Annotated in this window: 22 protein-coding genes, 1 pseudogene and 1 riboswitch; of the genes and pseudogenes, 13 read left to right on the top strand and 10 right to left on the bottom strand. The window is 71.8% G+C overall.

What is annotated here, in order from left to right:
* Positions 1-6: 6 nt before the first annotated feature.
* Positions 7-2,244 carry a 5-methyltetrahydropteroyltriglutamate--homocysteine S-methyltransferase gene (gene metE / locus E1291_RS03255; protein WP_131736022.1) on the bottom strand — a complete coding sequence of 746 codons (2,238 nt, stop codon included), beginning with the start codon at positions 2,242-2,244 and terminating at the stop codon, positions 7-9.
* A gap of 121 nt (positions 2,245-2,365) precedes the next feature.
* Positions 2,366-2,583, bottom strand: a riboswitch (cobalamin riboswitch).
* Positions 2,584-2,686: 103 nt separating this feature from the next.
* On the opposite strand from metE, the gene E1291_RS03250 reads away from it, so the two are divergent.
* Complete coding sequence (locus E1291_RS03250; RefSeq protein ID WP_131736021.1) at positions 2,687-3,040, top strand: hypothetical protein; 354 nt, start codon at positions 2,687-2,689, stop codon at positions 3,038-3,040.
* Positions 3,041-3,263: 223 nt separating this feature from the next.
* Here the strand turns inward: E1291_RS03250 and E1291_RS03245 are convergent, their stop codons facing one another.
* Positions 3,264-3,734: an NUDIX domain-containing protein gene (locus E1291_RS03245; RefSeq protein ID WP_131736020.1), complete on the bottom strand. Its 471-nt coding sequence runs from the start codon at positions 3,732-3,734 to the stop codon at positions 3,264-3,266.
* 22 nt (positions 3,735-3,756) lie between these two features.
* Positions 3,757-4,977, bottom strand: coding sequence for a helix-turn-helix domain-containing protein (locus E1291_RS03240; RefSeq protein ID WP_131736019.1), 1,221 nt, complete (start codon positions 4,975-4,977; stop codon positions 3,757-3,759).
* Positions 4,978-5,196: 219 nt separating this feature from the next.
* Between E1291_RS03240 and E1291_RS03235 the strand changes: the two genes are divergently transcribed.
* From E1291_RS03235 to E1291_RS03210, 6 genes are all read left to right on the top strand, one after another.
* Entirely contained in the window at positions 5,197-5,526 is a 330-nt protein-coding gene (locus tag E1291_RS03235) for a hypothetical protein (protein WP_131736018.1), read from the top strand.
* Entirely contained in the window at positions 5,519-5,836 is a 318-nt protein-coding gene (locus tag E1291_RS03230; RefSeq protein ID WP_131736017.1) for a hypothetical protein, read from the top strand. Before E1291_RS03235 ends, E1291_RS03230 begins: the two co-directional genes overlap by 8 nt.
* A 352-nt stretch (positions 5,837-6,188) precedes the next feature.
* Positions 6,189-6,554, top strand: coding sequence for a zinc-binding dehydrogenase (locus tag E1291_RS03225; protein WP_242613915.1), 366 nt, complete (start codon positions 6,189-6,191; stop codon positions 6,552-6,554).
* 175 nt (positions 6,555-6,729) lie between these two features.
* Positions 6,730-7,137, top strand: coding sequence for a hypothetical protein (locus tag E1291_RS03220; RefSeq protein WP_131736016.1), 408 nt, complete (start codon positions 6,730-6,732; stop codon positions 7,135-7,137).
* 151 nt (positions 7,138-7,288) lie between these two features.
* Positions 7,289-9,349 (top strand): AAA family ATPase, encoded by a 2,061-nt coding sequence (locus tag E1291_RS03215; RefSeq protein ID WP_131736015.1) that lies wholly within the window; start codon positions 7,289-7,291, stop codon positions 9,347-9,349.
* Between the two features lie 258 nt (positions 9,350-9,607).
* The gene (locus E1291_RS03210; RefSeq protein ID WP_242613914.1) at positions 9,608-10,393 is read left to right on the top strand and encodes a sulfite exporter TauE/SafE family protein; all 786 of its coding nucleotides are present in this window, start codon (positions 9,608-9,610) and stop codon (positions 10,391-10,393) included.
* A 183-nt stretch (positions 10,394-10,576) separates the two neighbouring features.
* On the opposite strand, the gene E1291_RS03205 is transcribed toward E1291_RS03210, so the two are convergent.
* Genes E1291_RS03205 through E1291_RS03195 form a run of 3 tightly spaced genes read right to left on the bottom strand, consistent with a single transcriptional unit; the run spans position 10,577 to position 11,821 of the window.
* Positions 10,577-10,774, bottom strand: coding sequence for a DUF397 domain-containing protein (locus E1291_RS03205; RefSeq protein WP_131736013.1), 198 nt, complete (start codon positions 10,772-10,774; stop codon positions 10,577-10,579).
* 46 nt (positions 10,775-10,820) lie between these two features.
* Positions 10,821-11,012 carry a DUF397 domain-containing protein gene (locus E1291_RS03200; RefSeq protein ID WP_131736012.1) on the bottom strand — a complete coding sequence of 64 codons (192 nt, stop codon included), beginning with the start codon at positions 11,010-11,012 and terminating at the stop codon, positions 10,821-10,823.
* Complete coding sequence (locus E1291_RS03195; protein ID WP_131736011.1) at positions 11,012-11,821, bottom strand: helix-turn-helix domain-containing protein; 810 nt, start codon at positions 11,819-11,821, stop codon at positions 11,012-11,014. Before E1291_RS03195 ends, E1291_RS03200 begins: the two co-directional genes overlap by 1 nt.
* Before the next feature lie 109 nt (positions 11,822-11,930).
* Between E1291_RS03195 and E1291_RS03190 the strand changes: the two genes are divergently transcribed.
* Positions 11,931-12,248, top strand: coding sequence for a hypothetical protein (locus tag E1291_RS03190; protein WP_131736010.1), 318 nt, complete (start codon positions 11,931-11,933; stop codon positions 12,246-12,248).
* Between the two features lie 126 nt (positions 12,249-12,374).
* On the top strand, positions 12,375-12,644 hold the full coding sequence (locus E1291_RS03185) for a hypothetical protein (protein WP_131736009.1): 270 nt from the start codon (positions 12,375-12,377) through the stop codon (positions 12,642-12,644).
* A gap of 186 nt (positions 12,645-12,830) precedes the next feature.
* Here E1291_RS03185 and E1291_RS03180 read toward each other — a convergent pair whose 3' ends face one another.
* On the bottom strand, positions 12,831-14,333 hold the full coding sequence (locus E1291_RS03180; protein ID WP_131736008.1) for an FAD-dependent monooxygenase: 1,503 nt from the start codon (positions 14,331-14,333) through the stop codon (positions 12,831-12,833).
* Positions 14,334-14,436: 103 nt separating this feature from the next.
* On the opposite strand from E1291_RS03180, the gene E1291_RS03175 reads away from it, so the two are divergent.
* Genes E1291_RS03175 through E1291_RS03165 form a run of 3 tightly spaced genes read left to right on the top strand, consistent with a single transcriptional unit; the run spans position 14,437 to position 16,180 of the window.
* Positions 14,437-15,084, top strand: a complete 648-nt coding sequence (locus E1291_RS03175; protein ID WP_131736007.1) for a TetR/AcrR family transcriptional regulator C-terminal domain-containing protein — start codon at positions 14,437-14,439, stop codon at positions 15,082-15,084.
* A gap of 41 nt (positions 15,085-15,125) precedes the next feature.
* Positions 15,126-15,701: a CGNR zinc finger domain-containing protein gene (locus E1291_RS03170; RefSeq protein ID WP_131736006.1), complete on the top strand. Its 576-nt coding sequence runs from the start codon at positions 15,126-15,128 to the stop codon at positions 15,699-15,701.
* Positions 15,698-16,180 carry a phosphatase domain-containing protein gene (locus tag E1291_RS03165; protein ID WP_131736005.1) on the top strand — a complete coding sequence of 161 codons (483 nt, stop codon included), beginning with the start codon at positions 15,698-15,700 and terminating at the stop codon, positions 16,178-16,180. The genes E1291_RS03170 and E1291_RS03165 overlap by 4 nt, the downstream gene beginning before the upstream one ends.
* Here the strand turns inward: E1291_RS03165 and E1291_RS03160 are convergent.
* The 3 genes and pseudogenes from E1291_RS03160 to E1291_RS43695 form a co-directional block, all read right to left on the bottom strand.
* Positions 16,149-16,772 (bottom strand): hypothetical protein, encoded by a 624-nt coding sequence (locus E1291_RS03160; protein ID WP_131736004.1) that lies wholly within the window; start codon positions 16,770-16,772, stop codon positions 16,149-16,151. The genes E1291_RS03165 and E1291_RS03160 overlap by 32 nt on opposite strands.
* A 60-nt stretch (positions 16,773-16,832) precedes the next feature.
* Positions 16,833-17,267, bottom strand: a complete 435-nt coding sequence (locus E1291_RS03155) for a TetR-like C-terminal domain-containing protein (RefSeq protein ID WP_242613913.1) — start codon at positions 17,265-17,267, stop codon at positions 16,833-16,835.
* Positions 17,268-17,299: 32 nt separating this feature from the next.
* Positions 17,300-17,374, bottom strand: a pseudogene (locus E1291_RS43695) (hypothetical protein); the annotation flags it as partial.
* A 389-nt stretch (positions 17,375-17,763) separates the two neighbouring features.
* Between E1291_RS43695 and E1291_RS03150 the strand changes: the two are divergent.
* Positions 17,764-18,303 (top strand): phosphotriesterase family protein (locus E1291_RS03150; protein WP_503108234.1); only part of this gene is annotated, 540 nt, incomplete at its 3' end.

The following is an 18,303-nucleotide window of genomic DNA, read 5'->3' as shown; positions in this document are numbered from 1 at the left end:
ACGTCTTTAGGCTTGGCGGACGCGGTGGGCGGCTTCGACCATGGTGCGTAGGGACGCCTCCGTTTCCGGGTAGGCGCGGGTCTTCAGGCCGCAGTCGGGGTTCACCCACAGCCTGGAGGGCTCGACGGCCTGGAGCGCGCGGCGCAGGTTCTCTTCCATCTCCTCGACCGACGGGACGCGCGGGGAGTGGATGTCGTACACGCCGGGGCCGATGCCGTTGGCGTAGCCCGCCGCGCGGAGGTCGGCGACCAGTTCCATGTGCGAACGCGCCGCCTCCACGCTGGTGACGTCCGCGTCCAGCGCGCCGATCGCCTCGATGATCTCACCGAACTCCGAGTAGCACATGTGCGTGTGGATCTGCGTGGAGTCGGCGACGCCCGAGGTGGCCAGCCGGAACGCGGCCACCGCCCAGGCGAGGTAGGCCGCGTGGCCGCCCGACCGGAGCGGCAGCAGCTCGCGCAGCGCCGGCTCGTCCACCTGGATGATCCGGATGCCCGCCGACTCCAGGTCGCCGATCTCGTCGCGCAGCGCCAGGGCGACCTGCCGGGCGGTGTCGGCGAGCGGCTGGTCGTCGCGGACGAACGACCACGCGAGCATCGTCACCGGCCCCGTGAGCATGCCCTTCACCGGACGGTCCGTCAGCGACTGCGCGTACGTGGCCCACCGCACCGTCATCGGCCGGGGCCGCGCGACGTCGCTGTGCAGGATCGGGGGCCGGACGTACCGCGACCCGTAGGACTGCACCCACCCGTGCTCGGTCGCCGCGAACCCGTCGAGCTGCTCGGCGAAGTACTGGACCATGTCGTTGCGCTCGGGCTCACCGTGCACCAGTACGTCCAGCCCGAGTTTCTCCTGGAAGGCGATGACCCTGGCGATCTCGTCCTGCATCAGGCCGGTGTAGACCTCGCCGGAGATGCGTCCGGCCCGGTGGTCGGCGCGCGCGCGGCGGATCTCCCGCGTCTGCGGGAACGACCCGATCGTGGTCGTGGCGAGGTCGGGGAGGCCCAGCGCGGCGCGTTGCACGGCGAACCGGGTCGCGCGGTCGCCGCGGTGCGCGTCCCCGAGCATGTCCAGGCGCGCGCGCACGCGATGGTCGATCCCCGCAGAGGGGGCAGGACCTTCAGGGGTGGTGCGGACGTCCGTGTTCAGGGCCCGCCCCAGCGCGACGACCTCGTCCACCTTCTGCCGGGCGAACGCGAGCCGCTCTCGCACCGACGGGTCAAGGGACGTCTCGGCCTCCAGGTCGAGCGGTACGTGCTGCAGCGAGCACGACGTGCCGACCACGACCCGGTCGGCCAGCCCGAGCAGCGCCGCGCAGGCGGCCTTCGCCCGGCGCGCGTCGGCGCGCCAGACGTTCCGCCCGTCCACCACGCCCGCCACAACGGTCTTGCGCGGTACCCCGCCGACCGACGCGAGCACGTCCAGGTTCCCGGGGCCCGCGACGAGGTCCAGGCCGATGCCCTCGACGCCGGTGCCCGCGAGGACGCGCAGGGCGTCCGCGCCGACCGACCCGAAGTAGGTGGCGACGAGCAGGCGGGGCCGGCTCGTCAGCCCCGAGAGCCGCGCGTACGCGCGGCCGAGCGCCTCGATCTCCTCCGCGGACCGGTCCGCGACGAGCGCGGGCTCGTCGAGCTGTACCCAGCTGGCGCCCGCGCCGCTGAGCCGTTCGAGCAGCTCGGCGTACACGTCGACGAGCCCGTCGAGCAGGTCGAGCGGCCGGAACCCGGCGGGCGCGCCCGGCGCGGGCTTGGCGAGCAGCAGGTACGTCAGCGGCCCGACGAGGACCGGACGCGTGTCCACCCCCAGCGCCTTCGCCTCCCGGTACTCCACCAGCGGCTTGGACGCCGACCCCTCGGCCAGCCGGAACCGAGTGTCCGGCCCGATTTCAGGGACGATGTAGTGATAGTTGGTGTCGAACCACTTGGTCATCTCCAGCGCGGGGACGTCCTGGACGCCGCGCGCCATCGCGAAGTAGCGGTCGAGCCCCGACAGGTGCCGGTACCGCGCGGGGACCGCGTCGACCAGGACGCTGGTGTCGAGGACCTGGTCGTAGAAGGAGAACGTGTTCGACGGGATCCCGTCGAGCCCGGCGTCGCGGAGCGTCGTCCACACCTGGGCCCTCAGCCGGGCCCCGGTCTCCAGCAGGGCCGCGTCGTCGGCGCGTCCCGCCCAGTGGTCCTCCGTCGCGACCTTCAGTTCGCGGCGCGGACCGATGCGCGGATACCCGAGGATCGTCGTGTTCATGGCAGCTTCCCTCGCTGAGCCACAGGCGGACCCGCGAGCGGACGGCACGGCGCACGCCCGTGCCCAAGCACGCCGTGCGCGCCGCGAGCCCTCCCGCGAGGCCGCAGACCGCCGCGCGCCGGCCGGCGCGCGGGTGGCGGCAGGTCTTCGGACTCGCGGGCGCCGCTTCGTCGCGAAGCGTCCTACTGGCCGTCGCTTCCCAGGCCGTGCGGCCCAGTGCGTGGTGACGGCGGTCGTTCCCACTCACCGCTGCGGGGCAGTCCCGGATTCGCACCGGGTTCCCTCTTACGACGCCCGCCCCCAAGGGAGGCGGACGAACCGTCCACACCCCAAACCCTACGACACCCGACCCCCACGCGAACGCCCCGACCCGAAACCGGCGGCCAAGGACCGTGCGGCCTTCAACCCGATCTCCTCGAACCGGTCTGGCGCGATGTGTAACGTGCCGCTGCGGGTTGGCGCCACCAAGGGTAAGAGGGGGCACATCTACTACTGCCCGGACAAGGCTGCTGGTGGCTGTGGTGGCATTGGACGACGTGGCGACAAGGTGGACGAGTTCCTCTCAGAGGCCGTGTTCTCCAAGCTGGAACAACGGCGCGTGACTACCCTGAATGAGGCGCCCCTTTGGTCGAAGGATGACGAACTGAAACAAGCGGTGGAGAATCGAGACCAGGCGTCTCGGCGGTTCGCGGCGCGGAAGATGACGGCTGAGACCTATTTCGATCTTCTCCCCGGTTTGGAAGAGGAGATCAACCGTCTACGCACTGAGAAGAACCGGGCGTTGGTATCTGGCTGAAGCGGACGGCGGCCTTCCAATCTCCGTGAAGCGGACGTACATGCGGGAAGCTTTTCGCGCGGTGATCGTTCATCCGGCGGGCAAGGGGCGGGCGGCCTTCAACCCCGACCTCCTCGAACCCGTCTGGCGTAACGACTGACCAAGACGGCACAGTTCGTGCTTGCCGAGACGGGACGGGCCGCGCAACGATGCGCCCCGCCCCTTGGTCTGGTGTCGTGGTAGTTCAGCCGGTCAGCTTGCCGTGTTCGAGGTAGCGGGTTGATCCGTCCGCGCGGGCTTCGTGGCCGTGCACGATCCTGCGCGCGAGTCGGGTGATGGTCAGTTCGTGGACTTTGACCACCTCGTGGAACTCGTAGGAGGTGAGTTCGGCGGGGTCAAGCTGGATCCGGTCGAGATACTCCGGCGTCAGCGTTCCTCCGTCGAAGAGGAACAGCACCTTGTCTCCCTCGGTCTGGTTGGGTGCCCAGTCGGTGACCAAGAGCCGTCCGATCGGCGGAGTGATGCCGAGTTCCTCTTCAACCTCGCGAGCGGCAGCCTCCTTCGGCGTCTCGCCACGCTCGATGTATCCGCCTGGGATGTCCCGGTAGTTCTTGTACGACGGGACGACCAACAGGACGTTGTCCGCCTGGTCGAAGAACAGGACACCGGCGGCAGCGCGGGGCGTGGCGAAGCTCTCTGCTGGATCTGTAGTCACAGGACGACTGTATGAGATGCGGCTATATCAGCCTCATCCGGCGAGCAAGGCTCGCGAGGCTGCGGCTCCGCTTGCCCAGCGTGGTGGCTCGGAGACTGAGGACGAGTTGGCGGCTCATGACGTGCTCATGGACCTGTTCGGGTGCTCGACGTTCGGCGGTGAGAAGCTCATCGATCGCCCGGCCGACCTTGTTCCGGGCGTGATAGGCGTTGACGACTTCGAGCGAGTGGCGAACGCGGCGTTCGGTCGGCAGCCCCGTGGTATCGATGCCGGGGATGAGATCCAGCGCGACCTGTACATCTCCCAGGGCCATAGCCGTGGTCACTCGATGAATGCGCACGTTGGTCGGTCCGAACGCGGTCCAAAGCCGGTTGGAGTCCGAGCCGATCAACGCGGCCATGCCCTCGGCTTCGTCTAGGTAGTCCGCTGCCGTTCCCCGGTCGCCCGCACGGGCGGCGGCCACCGCTCCGGGCAGGAGCAACGAGCCGTAGATGGAAACGATCCTCGGCTCGGTGGGAACGTGTTCCCGGCGTAGGTAGTCCGCCGCTCGACGGGCCATGGCCGTGGCGTCCTTGAACCGGTTGTGCGTGTGGAGCGCGTGCACGGCAGAACGGAAGAGAGACCCGATTACGACGGGGTCCCCTGACCGTTCGGCAGCGGAGAGGCCACGTTGGGCTGCGATCCACGCCAGATCGGATTGACCGAGCTTCGTGAGGATCATCGCGGCTGACTGGCCGGCGAGAGCGGCCATGCGTTCGGCAGTGATCCGGTCGTCCTCGGTGTACTCGCGAGCAGCGAGTTGGGTCTGGGTGAGCAGTTCAGGAACGCGTCTGAGCATGTGGGCGTACTTCGACCGCTGGTAGGCGTCCATGACCTCAACGACGTCCCGGCGCAAGTGCTCGATCCTGGGCGCTTGGCCCTCGGCTTCGATCGCGGCGAGCAGCGGAGAGAGTTGCCGGTAGTCCATGAGCGCGGCACGGATCTCGGCGACGCCTGCGGGTTCATGCACAACTGCGTTCGCGGAGGACTCTCCGATCAGGTCGAGGACGGAGACGCCCAGCGCATCGGCGAGTGCCCTGATCACTGACAGCCGGTCGAGTACCGCACGGTCATTCTCGATCTTGCTGAGCCAATCTTCGGTGCGGTCTACGAGACCGGCGAGAACGGTCTGAGACATACCGCGCCGAACACGGTGCCATGCGACGCGCTGACCTGGCGTCAGACCGTCGGGCCGATCGGCCATGGTGGGTGTCCACCCTTCGCAGCATGACCCCGGATTTTCTTTCCGGGTTGTGGCTCCTACACGCCCATAGCTTGCCACCAGTGAGTTCGGCTGGACAGTCCGTCACGGACAGCGGTTGTTGCTCCGAAACGGACGGATCGGAGCTGTGAACGTGAACGACGCGAAAACGGCCCGAAAGGTTAGGTTATGAGCCAAGTCAGCCAAGACGCCGAGTCGCCCATGAGCGAGCGTCTCGACCAAACCAATTACCCGGACGCCTACGCGCGGCTGGGGGCGCTGATGTCGAGGCTTCACGTCTACGGGCTGAAGACGGTTCTTCAGCGGCGCAGCCTGATCGTGATCAACCCGAACCTTCCGGGGTGCTGTGAGGGTGCGCCGCAGCCTGCGGACACGATCACGTGCGGGCCGCGTGAGGACGATGGCGGACGGGCGTGGTTCTTCACGTCGTGGGGCAAGCCGATCGCGGAGGCGAGCCACATCGTGGACGCGGCTCTCACGGTGGCGACGACCCTGGGTGCGCCCACGTCCGAGAGTGGCGCGGGTGAGTGAGTTCGAGCGTGGGCGCGGGGGGACGGGTAAGGCGGCAGATCCCCCCGCGTCCGCTTCATCGGCCGAGCGTCTCGACGAGTTGGCGGCCCTGCTGGCGCGGCGGTTCTCCGGCGTCTACGCGCGCCGTCCGGGCGGTGGGAGCACGCTGTACCTGATCCGCTCCGGCGCCGGGCCCCGGTACGTCCTGTGGTCGCGGTGCCGGTCGGCCTACGTCTGGTACGGCGAACCCGACCACGGCGAGCAGGTCGGCGTGACCGCTGAGCAGGCGGCCGAGGTGATCGGCGGGGCGCTGAACCTGCCTCGCGCGTAGGCACAGCGCGAGCCTTCGAGATCGGCGCGACGCTGGCAGGCGCATCCGAACGGCTTGCATGGGGACGGCGCCCCCGCGCAGGCTGGCTCCGACGCTGCCGGGTGGGTTCATCTGCCCCCGGTGAACCCTGGCGTCGGGGTCGCGTGTCCGCCACAGGGCCACTCCGGGGGGCGACCCGGCAGGCAACGGCGGGCGGACACGGCGGAGGGGCCCCCGGGCGGAGGACTCGGGGGCCCCTTCACTTCACCCGGCACGGTCCTCAGATCGAGGGCAACCCCGACCCGTACCGCAGGGCCGTTCACGGCCCGAGGAACGGAAGCAGGGGCGGCAGCGCGAGCCCCCCGCCCCCGCATTGCTGTATCCGCACGGCGAGTTCGTGCGCGGTCTCGGCGCCGGGTTCACCGCGCGGGCCGAGCCGGGCTGGGACGCGGTCGCCGACGCCGCGGTGATGCAGGAACGGGGCCTCGCCCTGGTCCGCGACGGCGGGGTCTTCGTCGGCGTCCAGCCGAGCGCCCCACCGGCCGCCGAGCGCGGGATCACCGTGCGCGTCGTGGTCTCCCGTCCCGACGGCGCCCGGCTGGACGGCCTGCTCGCCCGTACCGCGTCCGGCGAGTTGCCCGCCCGGATTCACGCGGTCGTGCCGCTGGACCGGGTCGCCGACGTCCACCGCGCCGTGGCCGAGGGCGGGGTGCGCGGCCGGTACGTGCTCCGGCCCTGACCGTCCCGTGGGCGCGGATCGGACGGAAAGTGGCGGGAGAACGGGCTCCTATGTGGACGCGGCCCGGCCGTACCTTCCTCGCATCGCAGGACGGGCCGGACGCCGGCGGGGCGGACGGCCGAGGACCGGCGGCCCATCGGGGAGACCCGGCGGGGCCGTGGAGAGGACTGAGGCGATGAGCACGACCAGGAAGCGGACGGGACGGCGCGCCGCGGCCGGGCTGGCGGTAGCGGGCGCGGCGGCGCTCGGCGCGGTGGCCCTGCCGGGCACGGCGTTCGCCGGCGGCGGCACGATCTCCAACATCTGGATCCACCCGGGCGGCGAGGCGTGCGTGGCGGCGCACGCCGAGTCCTCGGTGACCGGCACCGGGAGCGCCAACACGCCGGGCCTGAAGTTCAAGATCATCGGTCAGACCGGCGTCGTGGTCACCGGCAGCGGGTCGCCCGGCCCGGTGACGTCCTGGAGCGCCCAGACCCAGGCGGGCTGGGCCAACTGGCAGGGCCCCGGGGACTACACCGCGTGCGCCAAGAACAACGGCACGGTCGACGTGCGCCTGAACTACGTCACCATCGACACGGTCTGAGCATGCCCGGGGTGCGGGCCCGTCCGGAATCGGACGGGCCCGCACCCGCGTGTGAGACTGACCTCCCTCCCAGGTAAGGCCGGATGCCGGAAGGATGGGCGGTGTCTGGTGAAAAGCCAGGCTTTGTCGTGGTCGAGGGGGGCCACCACGCATGGGTCAGCGGCTCGCCGACCGTCTCGCCACCGCCCGCCGCCGCGGCTTCGTCGGCCGGCACGGGGAACTCGCGCGGTTCAGGACCCTCCTGGCCGACCCGGACGCGCCGCGCGTGGTGTTCGTCCACGGCCCCGGGGGAGTGGGCAAGACGGCGCTGCTCCACCAGTTCGGCTGGATGGGGGAACGGGCGGGCCGCCGCCTAGTCCGGCTGGACGGCCGCGAGCTCGCCCCGGTGGCGTCCGCGGTGGTCGCGGCGCTGCGCGTCCAGCTCGGCCGCGGGCCCGGCGACGACCCGCTCGCCGCGCTCGGCGAGGTGCCGGACCTGCTGCTCCTCATCGACACGCTGGAGGCGCTCGCGCCGCTGGACCGCTGGCTGCGCGAGGAGCTGATGCCCCGGCTGCCGGACGGCGCGCTGGCCGTCCTGTCCGGGCGGGAGCGGCCGTCGCTCGGGTGGCGCGCCGACCCCGGCTGGCGCGAGCTGCTGGAGCCGATGCCGCTGGGCAACCTCGATCCGGCCGACGGGCGCCGCATGCTGGCCGCGCGCGGCTTCCCCGAGGCGGGCAGCGACGCCGCGCTCGACTTCACCCGGGGCCATCCGCTGGCCCTGGCCCTGGTCGCCGACGCCCGCGTCCACCGCCGTCCGGGCGCCGCCCCGGCCGCGCCCGACGTCATCGCCGCCCTGCTGCGAAGCCTCGTGGACACCGTCCCGTCGTCCGATCACCGGGCCGCGCTCGAAGCCTGCGCCCAGGTCCTCGGGCTCACCGAACCGCTGCTGGCCGCGATGCTCGACCGGCCCGCCGCCGCGCCGCTGTTCGACTGGCTGCGCGGCCTGTCGATCATCGAGCACGGGCCGCGCGGGCTCTACCCGCACGACCTCGTCCGGGAGGTCCTCGCCGCCGAGGCGCGCTGGCGGGACCCGGGCGGGCACGCCGCCGTCCAGCGCCGGGCCGCCGCCCACTACCGCGAGCTGTTCCAGCGGGCCGCGCCCGCCGAGCGGCAGGACCTCTTGCTGGACTTCGCCTACCTGCACCGCGACAGGTCCGTGCTGAAGCCCTTCCTCGGGAAGATGGGACCGGGCGGCACCGACGCCGACACCCTCCAGGCGACGACGGCGACGGAGAGCGACCACCCGATCTTGCGGTCGTGGGTCGAGGCGCACGAGGGACCCGCGTCCGCCCGGCTGTTCGACCACTGGGCGGGACGCCGGCCCGGAGGGTTCCTGGTGGTCCGCGACTCCGAGGGCGAACCCGCCGGGTTCTCGCTCCAGCTCTCGATCGAGGAGATGGACGACCGCGACCGGCGCGCCGACCCCCTCGCCGCCGCCGTCGCCGCGCACGTGGACCGCAACGGCGGGCTGAGCGGACCGGAGACCGCCCGGCTCGTCCGCTTCTGGATGGACCGGGACTCCTACCAGGACATCTCCCGCGTCCAGACCTTCATCACCTTGCAGTTCTCCCGGTCGTACCTGTCCACGCCCTTCCTCGCCTGGACGTTCCTCACCTTCCGCGACCCGGGCTTCTGGGCGGACGGCTGCCGCCACCTCGACTACCACCCGATCCCGTCCGCCGCCGTCGAGTCCGGCGGCCACCGCTACGGCGTGTACGGCCACGACTGGCGCCTCGTCCCGCCCCTCGCCTGGATGTCGCTCATGGCCGACCGGGAGACCGGCCCGCCGCCGGGCGACCCGCTCCTGGACCGGGAAGAGTTCGCCGAGGCCGTCCGGACCGCCCTGCGCGGCCTCGGCCGAGCCGGCGGCCTGCGCGGCTCCGCCCTGCTCCGGACGAGCCTGGCGGGCCCGCCCGGCGACGCGTCCGAGCGCACCGCCGCCCTCCGCGACGCCCTCCACGACGGCGCCGCCCGCCTGGAGGCGTCCCCCCGCGACCGGCGGGCCTTCCGCGCACTGCACCACACCTACCTGCGCCCCGCCGGAACCCAGCAACTCGCGGCCGAACTCCTGGGCCTGCCGATGACGACGTACCGCCGCCACCTGGCCACCGGCATAGAACGCCTGACCGACCTCCTATGGCAAAAGGAACTGGACGCCCGCCGCCCTAGATGAACACGCCCCTGGCACGAACCTCCCGCACGCCTCGAACGCACTGAGCGCGGCAATCGCACGTTCGGAACACGAGCAACTATGGCCCGGCGCGATCGCCGAAGCCCTGCGCTGGTGGGCGTTGGTGGCCCATCGCCCCAGCCGCGCCCTGTCCGGCCAGGGCTCCGTTGGCGAACCGTGGCTCGCCGCCGGTGGGGGTCTGCCGTCCGCGCTGAATGTCCGGTAAGGCAGGCTATGGCGGATGGCGGCGGAGTCGAGGACGTGACCGGGCAAGCGGAGCTGTTCGGGTTCGCGGCCGGCGCGCTGATCGCCGTGGTGACCGCACCGGTCGGCGTGTCGGGAGCGGTGTTCCTGCTGCCGGTCCAGCTCAGCCTGCTGCACGTCGCCAGCCCCGCGGTCACCCCGACGAACCTGCTGTTCAACGTCGTCGCGGGTCCCGGCGCGCTGGCCCGCCACCACCGCCAGGGACACCTGGGCGGCCCGCTGACCCGGCTGCTGATCGCCGGTACTCTGCCCGGCGTCGTCGCCGGAGCGGTCATCCGGGTCTTCGCCGTCCCTGGCGCCACCGTCTTCCGCGTCCTGGTCGGCCTGCTGTTGCTGCCGCTGGGCCTGTGGTTGTGCGCTCGCACCCTGCGCCCGCCCGACCCCCGCGTCCCGGCCGGCGCCCCGTCCACGCGCTTCGTCGGCACGCTTTCGCTCGCCGTGGGCGTCGTCGGAGGCATCTACGGCATCGGCGGCGGCTCCATCATCGGGCCCATCCTCGTCGGCCGGGGCATGCCCGTCTCCCAAGTCGCCCCCGCCGCCCTGGCCTCCACCTTCCTCACCTCGCTGACCGGTGCGGCCACCTACGCCGCGCTCTCCCTCACCGCCCACGGCACCATCGCGCCCGACTGGTCCCTCGGACTGACCTGCGGCCTGGGCGGACTGGTCGGCGGCTACATCGGCGCACGGCTCCAGCCCCACCTCCCCGAGACCGGCCTCCGGCTCACCCTCGGCGCCCTCGCCACCGGGCTGGCCGCCCTCTACCTCCTCCAAGCCGTCAACTAGGACACCGGAGCCAGGCCACCCCAGCCGCTCGGCGCCGTCCCTGACCTGGTCCCCGTCCTGGCGGCCGTCCTGCCGGTCTCGGCCGCCAAGCCCGCACGCCAGGCCCACCGACGAAGAGGCCCGGGACGCCCACACCAGCGGCTTGACGTCCTGGTTGGGATTCTCAGAGTCAAGACGCCAAGTTCAGCTCAGGTCGTACGTCCCACGCTTGATCCACCCCACCAGGTCCCGAAAGCCCGCAGCGGGGAGCGCGATCGTGGGTCCGTGAGGGTCCTTGCTGTCGCGAACGCCGATGTTTCCGGCGAGGTTCGCAACCTCCACGCAGTCAGACTGCGCACCTGAGCCGCTGTGACTCGACTTGCGCCATTGGATCTTTTCCATGCGCCCTCGCTCTAGGGGGATGAGTTGAGTGCGGGACCGCTGCTGCTCAGGGGGTGTCGTGTGCTCCGTGCTTGATGCGGGTGATCAGGTCGTGGAAGCTGGCGGTGGGTAGGGCGAGCGTGGGTCCGTGAGGGTCTTTGCTGTCGCGGACGCCGATGTTGCCGACGAGGTCGGCCACCTCCACGCAGTCAGAGTTGCCCGTGGTCCCACTGTGGCTGGACTTGCGCCAAATGCTCATCAGTACTTCTCCAGTTCAGCTTCCAGGATGGACCGAGATGCGTCGACCGGGGCGGCTATGTCGCTGATCCAGTCGTACCTTACTGAGACCTCCTGGACGTCGAAAGGGTCCGTCAGGAACCGGCCCCGGGTCGCTGCCTCGGTATACGCGAGATCGCGATGGTCAACCGTAAGAAGCTTGAATGAGCCGTTCAGGCCTGGGTGCGCGCCGGCTTGACGCTCCACTATCCGGAGAGTGACGAGCGGAAGTTCGGTCAGCTTGAGTAGATGGGCGATCTGCCCGCGCATCACCTCGGCGGAGCCGACCTGTTGAGCCAGAGTGACCCAGCTCAGGAACGCGGTCACTCGCGGAGGCTTCATCTTCTCGAACACGGCCGTCTGCCGGGCCAGCCGCCGCTCAAGCGCAGCCGCCGGGTCGTCCTCGGTCCCGGCGGTCAGTGCGGCACGGGCGTAGTCCGGTGTCTGGAGCAGTCCAGGGACCACAGATGCCTCCCATATCCGGATGCGTGTGGCGCGCGCTTCGTACTCCGACAGCTCCATGAGCCAGTCGCCCTCGTCCGCACGCTCGGCGAAGCCGATCAGGTCCGTGAACATGCCCTTCGTACCCCAGGTTCGATCAATGATCTCCGCGTGCTCGCGTCTGATCTTCAGCCGGTTGGACTCGTAGCGGGAAACAGTGGAACGGTCGCACCCGAGGAGGTCGGCAAGCGCCTGGCCGGACATATTGTGCATTTCTCTGTAGCGGCGTAGGTGAACCGCTATGAGATGCCAGATCGAACCTGCCGAGTCAAGTGAATCCCGAGCGTGCATGTTCCCTCCCTTGTGTTGCGAGGCGTTCCGGAACGTAGCGAGCCTAGCTCTGGGGGGTCACCCTGGGTGGTGAAAGAGTTCCATTGCCGATGCCCTGGGAGGGGCAAAAATGGATGTCTTTGATAAAACGCCCGAATGGTCGGGGATGGAGCGCGAGCGGTTGCGCGGTCACATCGCCGGGCTTGATCGGGCGGTGTCCCGGCGGCCGGATCTGGCCTGCGGGGTCGTCCGGCTGGACGGGGACACGGCGCTGAACGTCATCAGGCTCGGGTCGCTGAGGCGTTCGGTGGAGGTCACGGCCGTGGACGCGTTCGGGGCGGCGTGGTTCGCCTGGGCGTCGGACGGCTCGCTCATCGGGAGCGTGGACGACTGTGACGGTGTCGCGCACGCGATCGCGCTCGAACTCGGCCACGCGGTGCGGCCGTGATCTCGTCCGGGGAACTTATGCGCATGGCCATGAGCATGGTGGTGTTCGGAGCCGCCTGCGGAGCGGTCGGCGGGTTCCTGGGCGTCCTGCTGGAAAGCCGCCGTCGCCACTTCAGGAAGGCACGCCATGCCCGACCGCAGCCCGCGCGGCGCCAGGACCCCGACCGTGGAGCAACTCGCACGCGCCCTCGCGGCCACCACGGCTGAACTCGCCGAGGAGCACGCGAAGGCCGAGCAGGCGCACCGGGCCTACGCGCACGCGATGGCCCGGTACGGCCTCCTCCCGGGGACAACGCGCCTGATCGCCGCCTACGCCACCGAGTGGCTCGCGACCAGAGTCCCCCGCGACCCTCCACCCCTGATCGTCGCCGCCCCCACCCCGCACCATGACCTCTAGCCCGGCGCCTGCACAGAAGCTCTTGCGCGCCGGATGCTCCCCTGGCCCATCCGAAGGCGCCTGGTGGGCACGCCGATGCTGAGGATCGACGAGTCCCAGAGGCCAGGAGACAGGTTCAGTTCTGTATGACTTGCTTGTGGCGGGTGGCCTCGGGAGGGGCGAGGCCACCCGTGCTTGTGGGAGGGGTCAGTTGGTCGGCTGGGGGGTTGGGGTTCTTGGGCCGAACCAGGTGGACAGGGCTTTGGTTTGGGCTTGGGGGTCTTCGTTGTTGGAGGCCCAGGCTATGTAGCCGTCGGGACGGATGAGGGCTGTTGTCGTGCCGGGGAGGGGGGTTCCGATCGCTTGTACGCGGTCGGTGAAGCCCTGGGCGTTGCCCGGGCCTGCTAGGACGCCTCGGCCTTCTTTCAGGGCCGCCGCGATTGGGCTGTCCGGGGGCAGGATGGGGATGAAACGGCCGGTCAGGGGGTGGGGCGCGTCCGGGGCGTGGTCGATGTTCAGGCCGTTCATCCGGTCGACGAAGTGCCGGCGCACCTCTGGGAATTCCAGGACTTCGGCCAGCACGTCCCGTAGCGCCTCTGTCTGTGGGCCGGGGAACAGGAGTGCCGTCTGGGCGCGAGTGTCGTTCAGGACGCGTGCGCCGACGGGGTGGCGTTCGGTGGTGTAGGTGTCGAGCAGGTCGTCCGGGGCGCGGCCGGTGGCCGCCAGGGCGAGTTTCCAGCCGAGGTTGGCCGCGTCCTGCAAGCCGAGGTTGAGGCCCTGGCCGCCGACCGGGGAGTGGACGTGCGCGGCGTCGCCCGCCAGGAGGATGCGGCCGCGCCGGTACGTCTCGGCCTGCCGGGTGTTGTCGCTGAAGCGGATCCCCGTCTCCATCTCCGTGACGGTCACGTCCTGGCCGGTCACCCGGCGGGCGCTGTCCTGGATCTCCGTCGCGGTCACGGGCGCGGCGCGGTCGCCGGGGCCGCCGTCGAACTCGGCGATGAGGATCTCCCCCACCACCAGTGAGGTGCTGAGCACTCCGCCCGGATGCCGCATGGACGAGGCGACCGGTTCGGCCAGCTCGGCGATCGCGACCCGGCCCGTCATCGTCGGCGCGGTGCCGGGGAACGCGATGCCCGACCGCTTGCGGACCGTGCTGCGGCCGCCGTCGCATCCGACCAGGTACGCGGCGGTGAGGGAGGTGCCGTCGGCGAGCGCCGCGCGCACGGCCGTGCCCTCGTCGACGACGTCGGTCACCTCGTGGCCGGTCCGGACCTCGACGCCGAGGGACGCCGCGTGGTCGGCGAGGATCCGCTCCAGGACGTGCTGCCTGACCACGATGTACTCGGCGGGCTTGTCCTTTGCTCCGGCGCCGTCCCGCAGGGGGAGTCCGGCGAAGTGGCCGCGGCCGAGGCCCCGCCGGACGGCGTCCAGGATCGTCGCGGCGATGTCGTCGCGGTCGGGGTGGGCGTCCGCCGCCGGTCCGAGTTCGTCCAGCAGCGCCTCCTGGGCCTCGCGCAGCCGTCCGGTGAGCCCGCGCAGCGCCAGCGTCCGCAGGCTCTGGGTGTTGATCGCCCGCAGGCCGAGGCTGCGGGCGCGGCGGACGGAGCCGTCCGCCGCCTCCAGTACCAGCGGGTCGGCGCCCGCCAGCTTCAGCTCGGCGGCCAGCAGTAAGCCGACCGGTCCGGCTCCGACCACGATGACATCGGTCATGTCCATCCTCCTCGGGCGATGAGAACTTACGCCGTAAGTAGAATACATACGGTGTAAGTTCCGTGTTAACCGGGCCGGATCGAACGAGGGGACGCTGAACCGGATGGCACGTGCGCCGCTGAGCCGCGAGAAGATCCTGGACGCCGCCTTCGTGCTGGCCGCCGACGGGGGGCTGGACGGCCTGTCCATGCGGCGGCTGGCCCGCTCGCTGGGCGTCGAGGCGATGTCGCTGTACAACCACGTCGCGAGCAAGGGCGACCTGCTCGACGCGATGGCGGGACGGGTCCTCGGCGAGATCGCCGTTCCCGACTCGGCGCTGCCCTGGCCGGAGCGGGTCCGCGACGTGGCGCTGAGCATGTACCGCGCGCTGCGCCGCCACCCCGCCGTCGCGCTCGCGGTGGTCACCGACCAGGCCAACCCGGTCACGGAGGCGGCGCTGCGGCCGTTCGACGCCCTGGCCGGCGCGCTCATGGACGCCGGTTTCGCGGACGCCGGCGTCCGGCGGGCCTTCTTGGCGGTCAGCGGCCTGGTCTACGGCTCGCTCGTGCTGTCCACCGCCGGGTTCCAGGTCGAGGACTTCTTCGCCGAGCAGAGCGACGAGCAGGTGGAGTTCTTCACCCGGGGAGTCGCGCCGGACCGGCTCCCCGCGTTGCGTCACCTGCTGTCGACCTTCGGAGGCGGTGACTCCGAACGCGACTTCGAGCACGGTCTCGACGTCCTGATCGCCGGCCTCGTCACCGCCGCCAAGTAAGGGTTATAGTTCCTTTTCAAGTCTTACTTGGAGGGATGCTGGTGGAGATCTCCGTCGCGGACTACGCGGTGGGCGCCGCGGTCGCGACCGGTCTGGTCACGTCTTCGCCGACCGTTCGGGGTGAGGCCGGTGACGGGCTTGCCGGTACCGGGGTGTTGTCCGCCTTCCTCGCCGCGCACGGGCTCGTCCTGGACGCGGGGGCGCCGACGGATCGGGATCTGTTCGAGGTGCACCTGCTGCGGCGCGAGGCGCGCGGGGTCCTGGAGACCGAGACCGCCGCGCAGGCCGTCGAGGGCGCGTGCGTGCTGGCCGCGCGCGCGGGGCTGGCGCCGGTCCTGCGCCGTGACGGCGGCGGCCCGTGGCAGTGGTACGTCCCGACCGCGCCGGGCGCGCCGCTCGCCGCCGAACTGGCCGCCGTGATCGGCATCGGGCTGCTCGGGACCGTCCGCGCCCTGGGCCACGGGCGCTTCCGGTCCTGCGCCGCGCCCGGCTGCCGGGGCGTCCTGGCCGACACCAGCCGTGCCGGGCGCCGCCGCTACTGCCGGCCCGACGTGTGCGGGAACCGCCTCAACGTTGCGAACCACCGCGCCCGTCAGCGGATGGAGGTGCCCCGATGACCGCACCGCCCCTTACAGGCGCCCTCCAGTTGCTGGACGGCTCGTGGGTTCGGGGGCGGGGCCTCCGCCATCCTCTGCCGGACGGCCCACTTCCCGGGTTCGGCCTGTATCTCGGGTCCGCACGGTTGCGCCGTCGCCACGAAGCCAGCCTCACCTGGCCGTCCGAGTGGATCGAGTGGCCCGACTTCCTGTTGCCCCGTGACCGGGACGCGGCCGTCGGGCACATCCAGGCGCTGTACGGGCGCGCGCGCTCGGGGGAGGCGGTCGAGGTCGCCTGCGGCGGCGGTGTCGGCCGCACTGGCACCGTGATCGCCTGTCTCGCCGTCCTCGCCGGGGTGGACCCGTCCGAGGCCGTCGGCTGGACGCGCGAGCACCACCATCACCGCGCCGTCGAGACCCCCTGGCAGCGCCGCTGGGTGGCGCGCTTCCCGGTGGCGGGGCGCCGGCTCAGCCCGACGGACGGTTCGTCCAGTCCCTGATCAGGGACTCCGGCCAGAACCGGCTCGGAAGGATCATCGCGCCCTTGACGTCGGGGTGCGCGACCAGCGGGAACTGCGAGGCGCTCAGGTAGCCGGACGGCAGGTGGCGGCGGGAGACCAGGACGGTGGTCAGGAACACCGGCTCGCTGCCCGCCAGGCTCGGCGGGACGGGCACGCGCAGTTCGCGGGCCTTCTCGTCGGCGATGCTCGTCGCGAGTTTGCGCAGCTCGGGGTCCTCCTGGGGGGAACCCGAGAGCCGGAAGAGCCGCTGCGCGACCAGGGCCAGCTCGTCCGGCTCGTCGTCGAAGACGGGCGCGAAGCTGTAGACCACCGACGCCGGGCTGTCGCCGCGGCCCGCCTCGAACAGCGGCGTGTTCGCCCGGACGACGTGCCCCCACACCACCTGGCCGCGGGTCAGCGCATCGCGGTGGCCGCCGAGGACGTCCCAGAGGAGATCCTCGCGGTTCAGCTGGAGCCACAGGGGCGGGGCCAGCCGCAGATGCCGCCAGTGATCCCATCGGCCGAAGGAACGGGGAGCCGGGCCGAACCTCGCTCGGCACTCTTCCAGGATCTCACTCGGGCCGACAGTCATGGTCGGACAATAGCGGTCGCCTCCGCCGGGCCTCCGGCCCCCGTCGGTCCGGTGCTCTGATCATCCGGTGAGCACCCCCGCCCGCGCCGCCGCCAGGGCGACCCGCGCGGCCTGGTCGGCGGTGGACGCGTCGACGGGCTCGGCGGTCACCGGCAGCCGGAAGTAGATCGGCCCGGCGAGCGTCCGCAGCACCTCGGCGGGGCTCGTCCCGGGCGGCAGCTCTCCGCGCTCGACCGCCCGGACGACGAGCGGCTCGGCCCGGCGCAGCCGGTCGGCGAAGATCCGGCGCCGCGCCCCGGCCGGCTCCGGCAGCCGGGCGGCGTCGGAGAACAGGGCGGACTGGACGGCCCGGCCGACGGGCCCGGTGGCGTGCTCGACCAGCGACCGGGCCACCGCGGCGAGGTCGGTCGCGACGGCGTCGGTGTCGGGGATCGGGATGTCGGCCCGATGTGCTCGGCCAGCGCGTCCACGACGAGGCTCTCGCGGTCCCCCCACCGGCGGTACACGGTCGTCTTGTGGACGCCCGCGCGCTGGGCGACGCCTTCGACGGTCAGGGCGGCGTACCCCCGGTCGACGAGCTCGGCGAGCGCCGCGGCGTGCACCGCCGCGCGGACCTTGGCCCCCCGTCCGACGTGGTCGTGGCGCGGATCCTGGATGAGGTCCGGGATCGCCTGGCCGCCTTGGAGGAGATCTCCCAGAAGTCCTGCGCGCCGACATCGACCGCCTGACCGGCGAACTGGAGACGCACCTGCGCTACGAGGAGGACGAACTGGTCGACGTCCTCAACGATCTCTTCGCACGGGCCGGGACGTAGGTTCCGCCCTTGGTCGTCCACCGCGCCGAGGGGCAGCGGATCATGCGGTGGATCGTATACGATGCGGGCTCGGGTGCAGGTCCCGCCCGTCTCCCGGGGGGACGTTCCTGCGCGCGTCGTCGACGGGAAGGGATCTCAGATGGCGACCAGCCTCGGGCCGGAAGCGCGGTACCTCCGATGAGCGCCTCGGGCGGACGGGTCGCCGGCGTCACCGGGCCGGTCGAGCCGGACGCCCTCGGTCCCACCGCGACCGCCGTGCACCTCGTCGGCGACCTGGCGGGCGCGCCCGGCCCCGACGGGGACGGCGCGCCGGTGACCATGGAGCGGCTCGGCGCGCTCGCGCTGGGCGCGCGGAGCCGCGACAACGAGCGGCTCACCGAGGACGTCACCGGCCCCGACCTCGCCGACTTCGCCGCGCGCGGCGGCGGCGCCGTGGTCGAGGTGACCGGCGCCGACCGCGGACGCGACCCGGGGGCGCTGGCCCGGCTCGCCCGCGCCACCGGGGTCACGGTGGTCATGGGCTGCGGCTGGTACTCCCCGGACGCGGTCGCGGGCCGGACGGCCGCGGAGATCGCCGAGGAGATCGTCCGCGACCTGCGGGACGGCGTGGCCGGCGTCCGCGCCGGGGTGATCGGGGAGATCGGGCCGCTCGACCCGGCGCGGCCCGCCGACCGCGCCCTGGCGGAGGGCGTCGCGGACGCCGCCCGGCGCACCGGG

Source organism: Actinomadura roseirufa (assembly GCF_900659635.1).
GTDB lineage: Bacteria > Actinomycetota > Actinomycetes > Streptosporangiales > Streptosporangiaceae > Spirillospora > Spirillospora roseirufa.
Note: the sequence above shows the minus strand (reverse complement) of the source record. Positions and strands in the feature narration are given on the sequence as shown.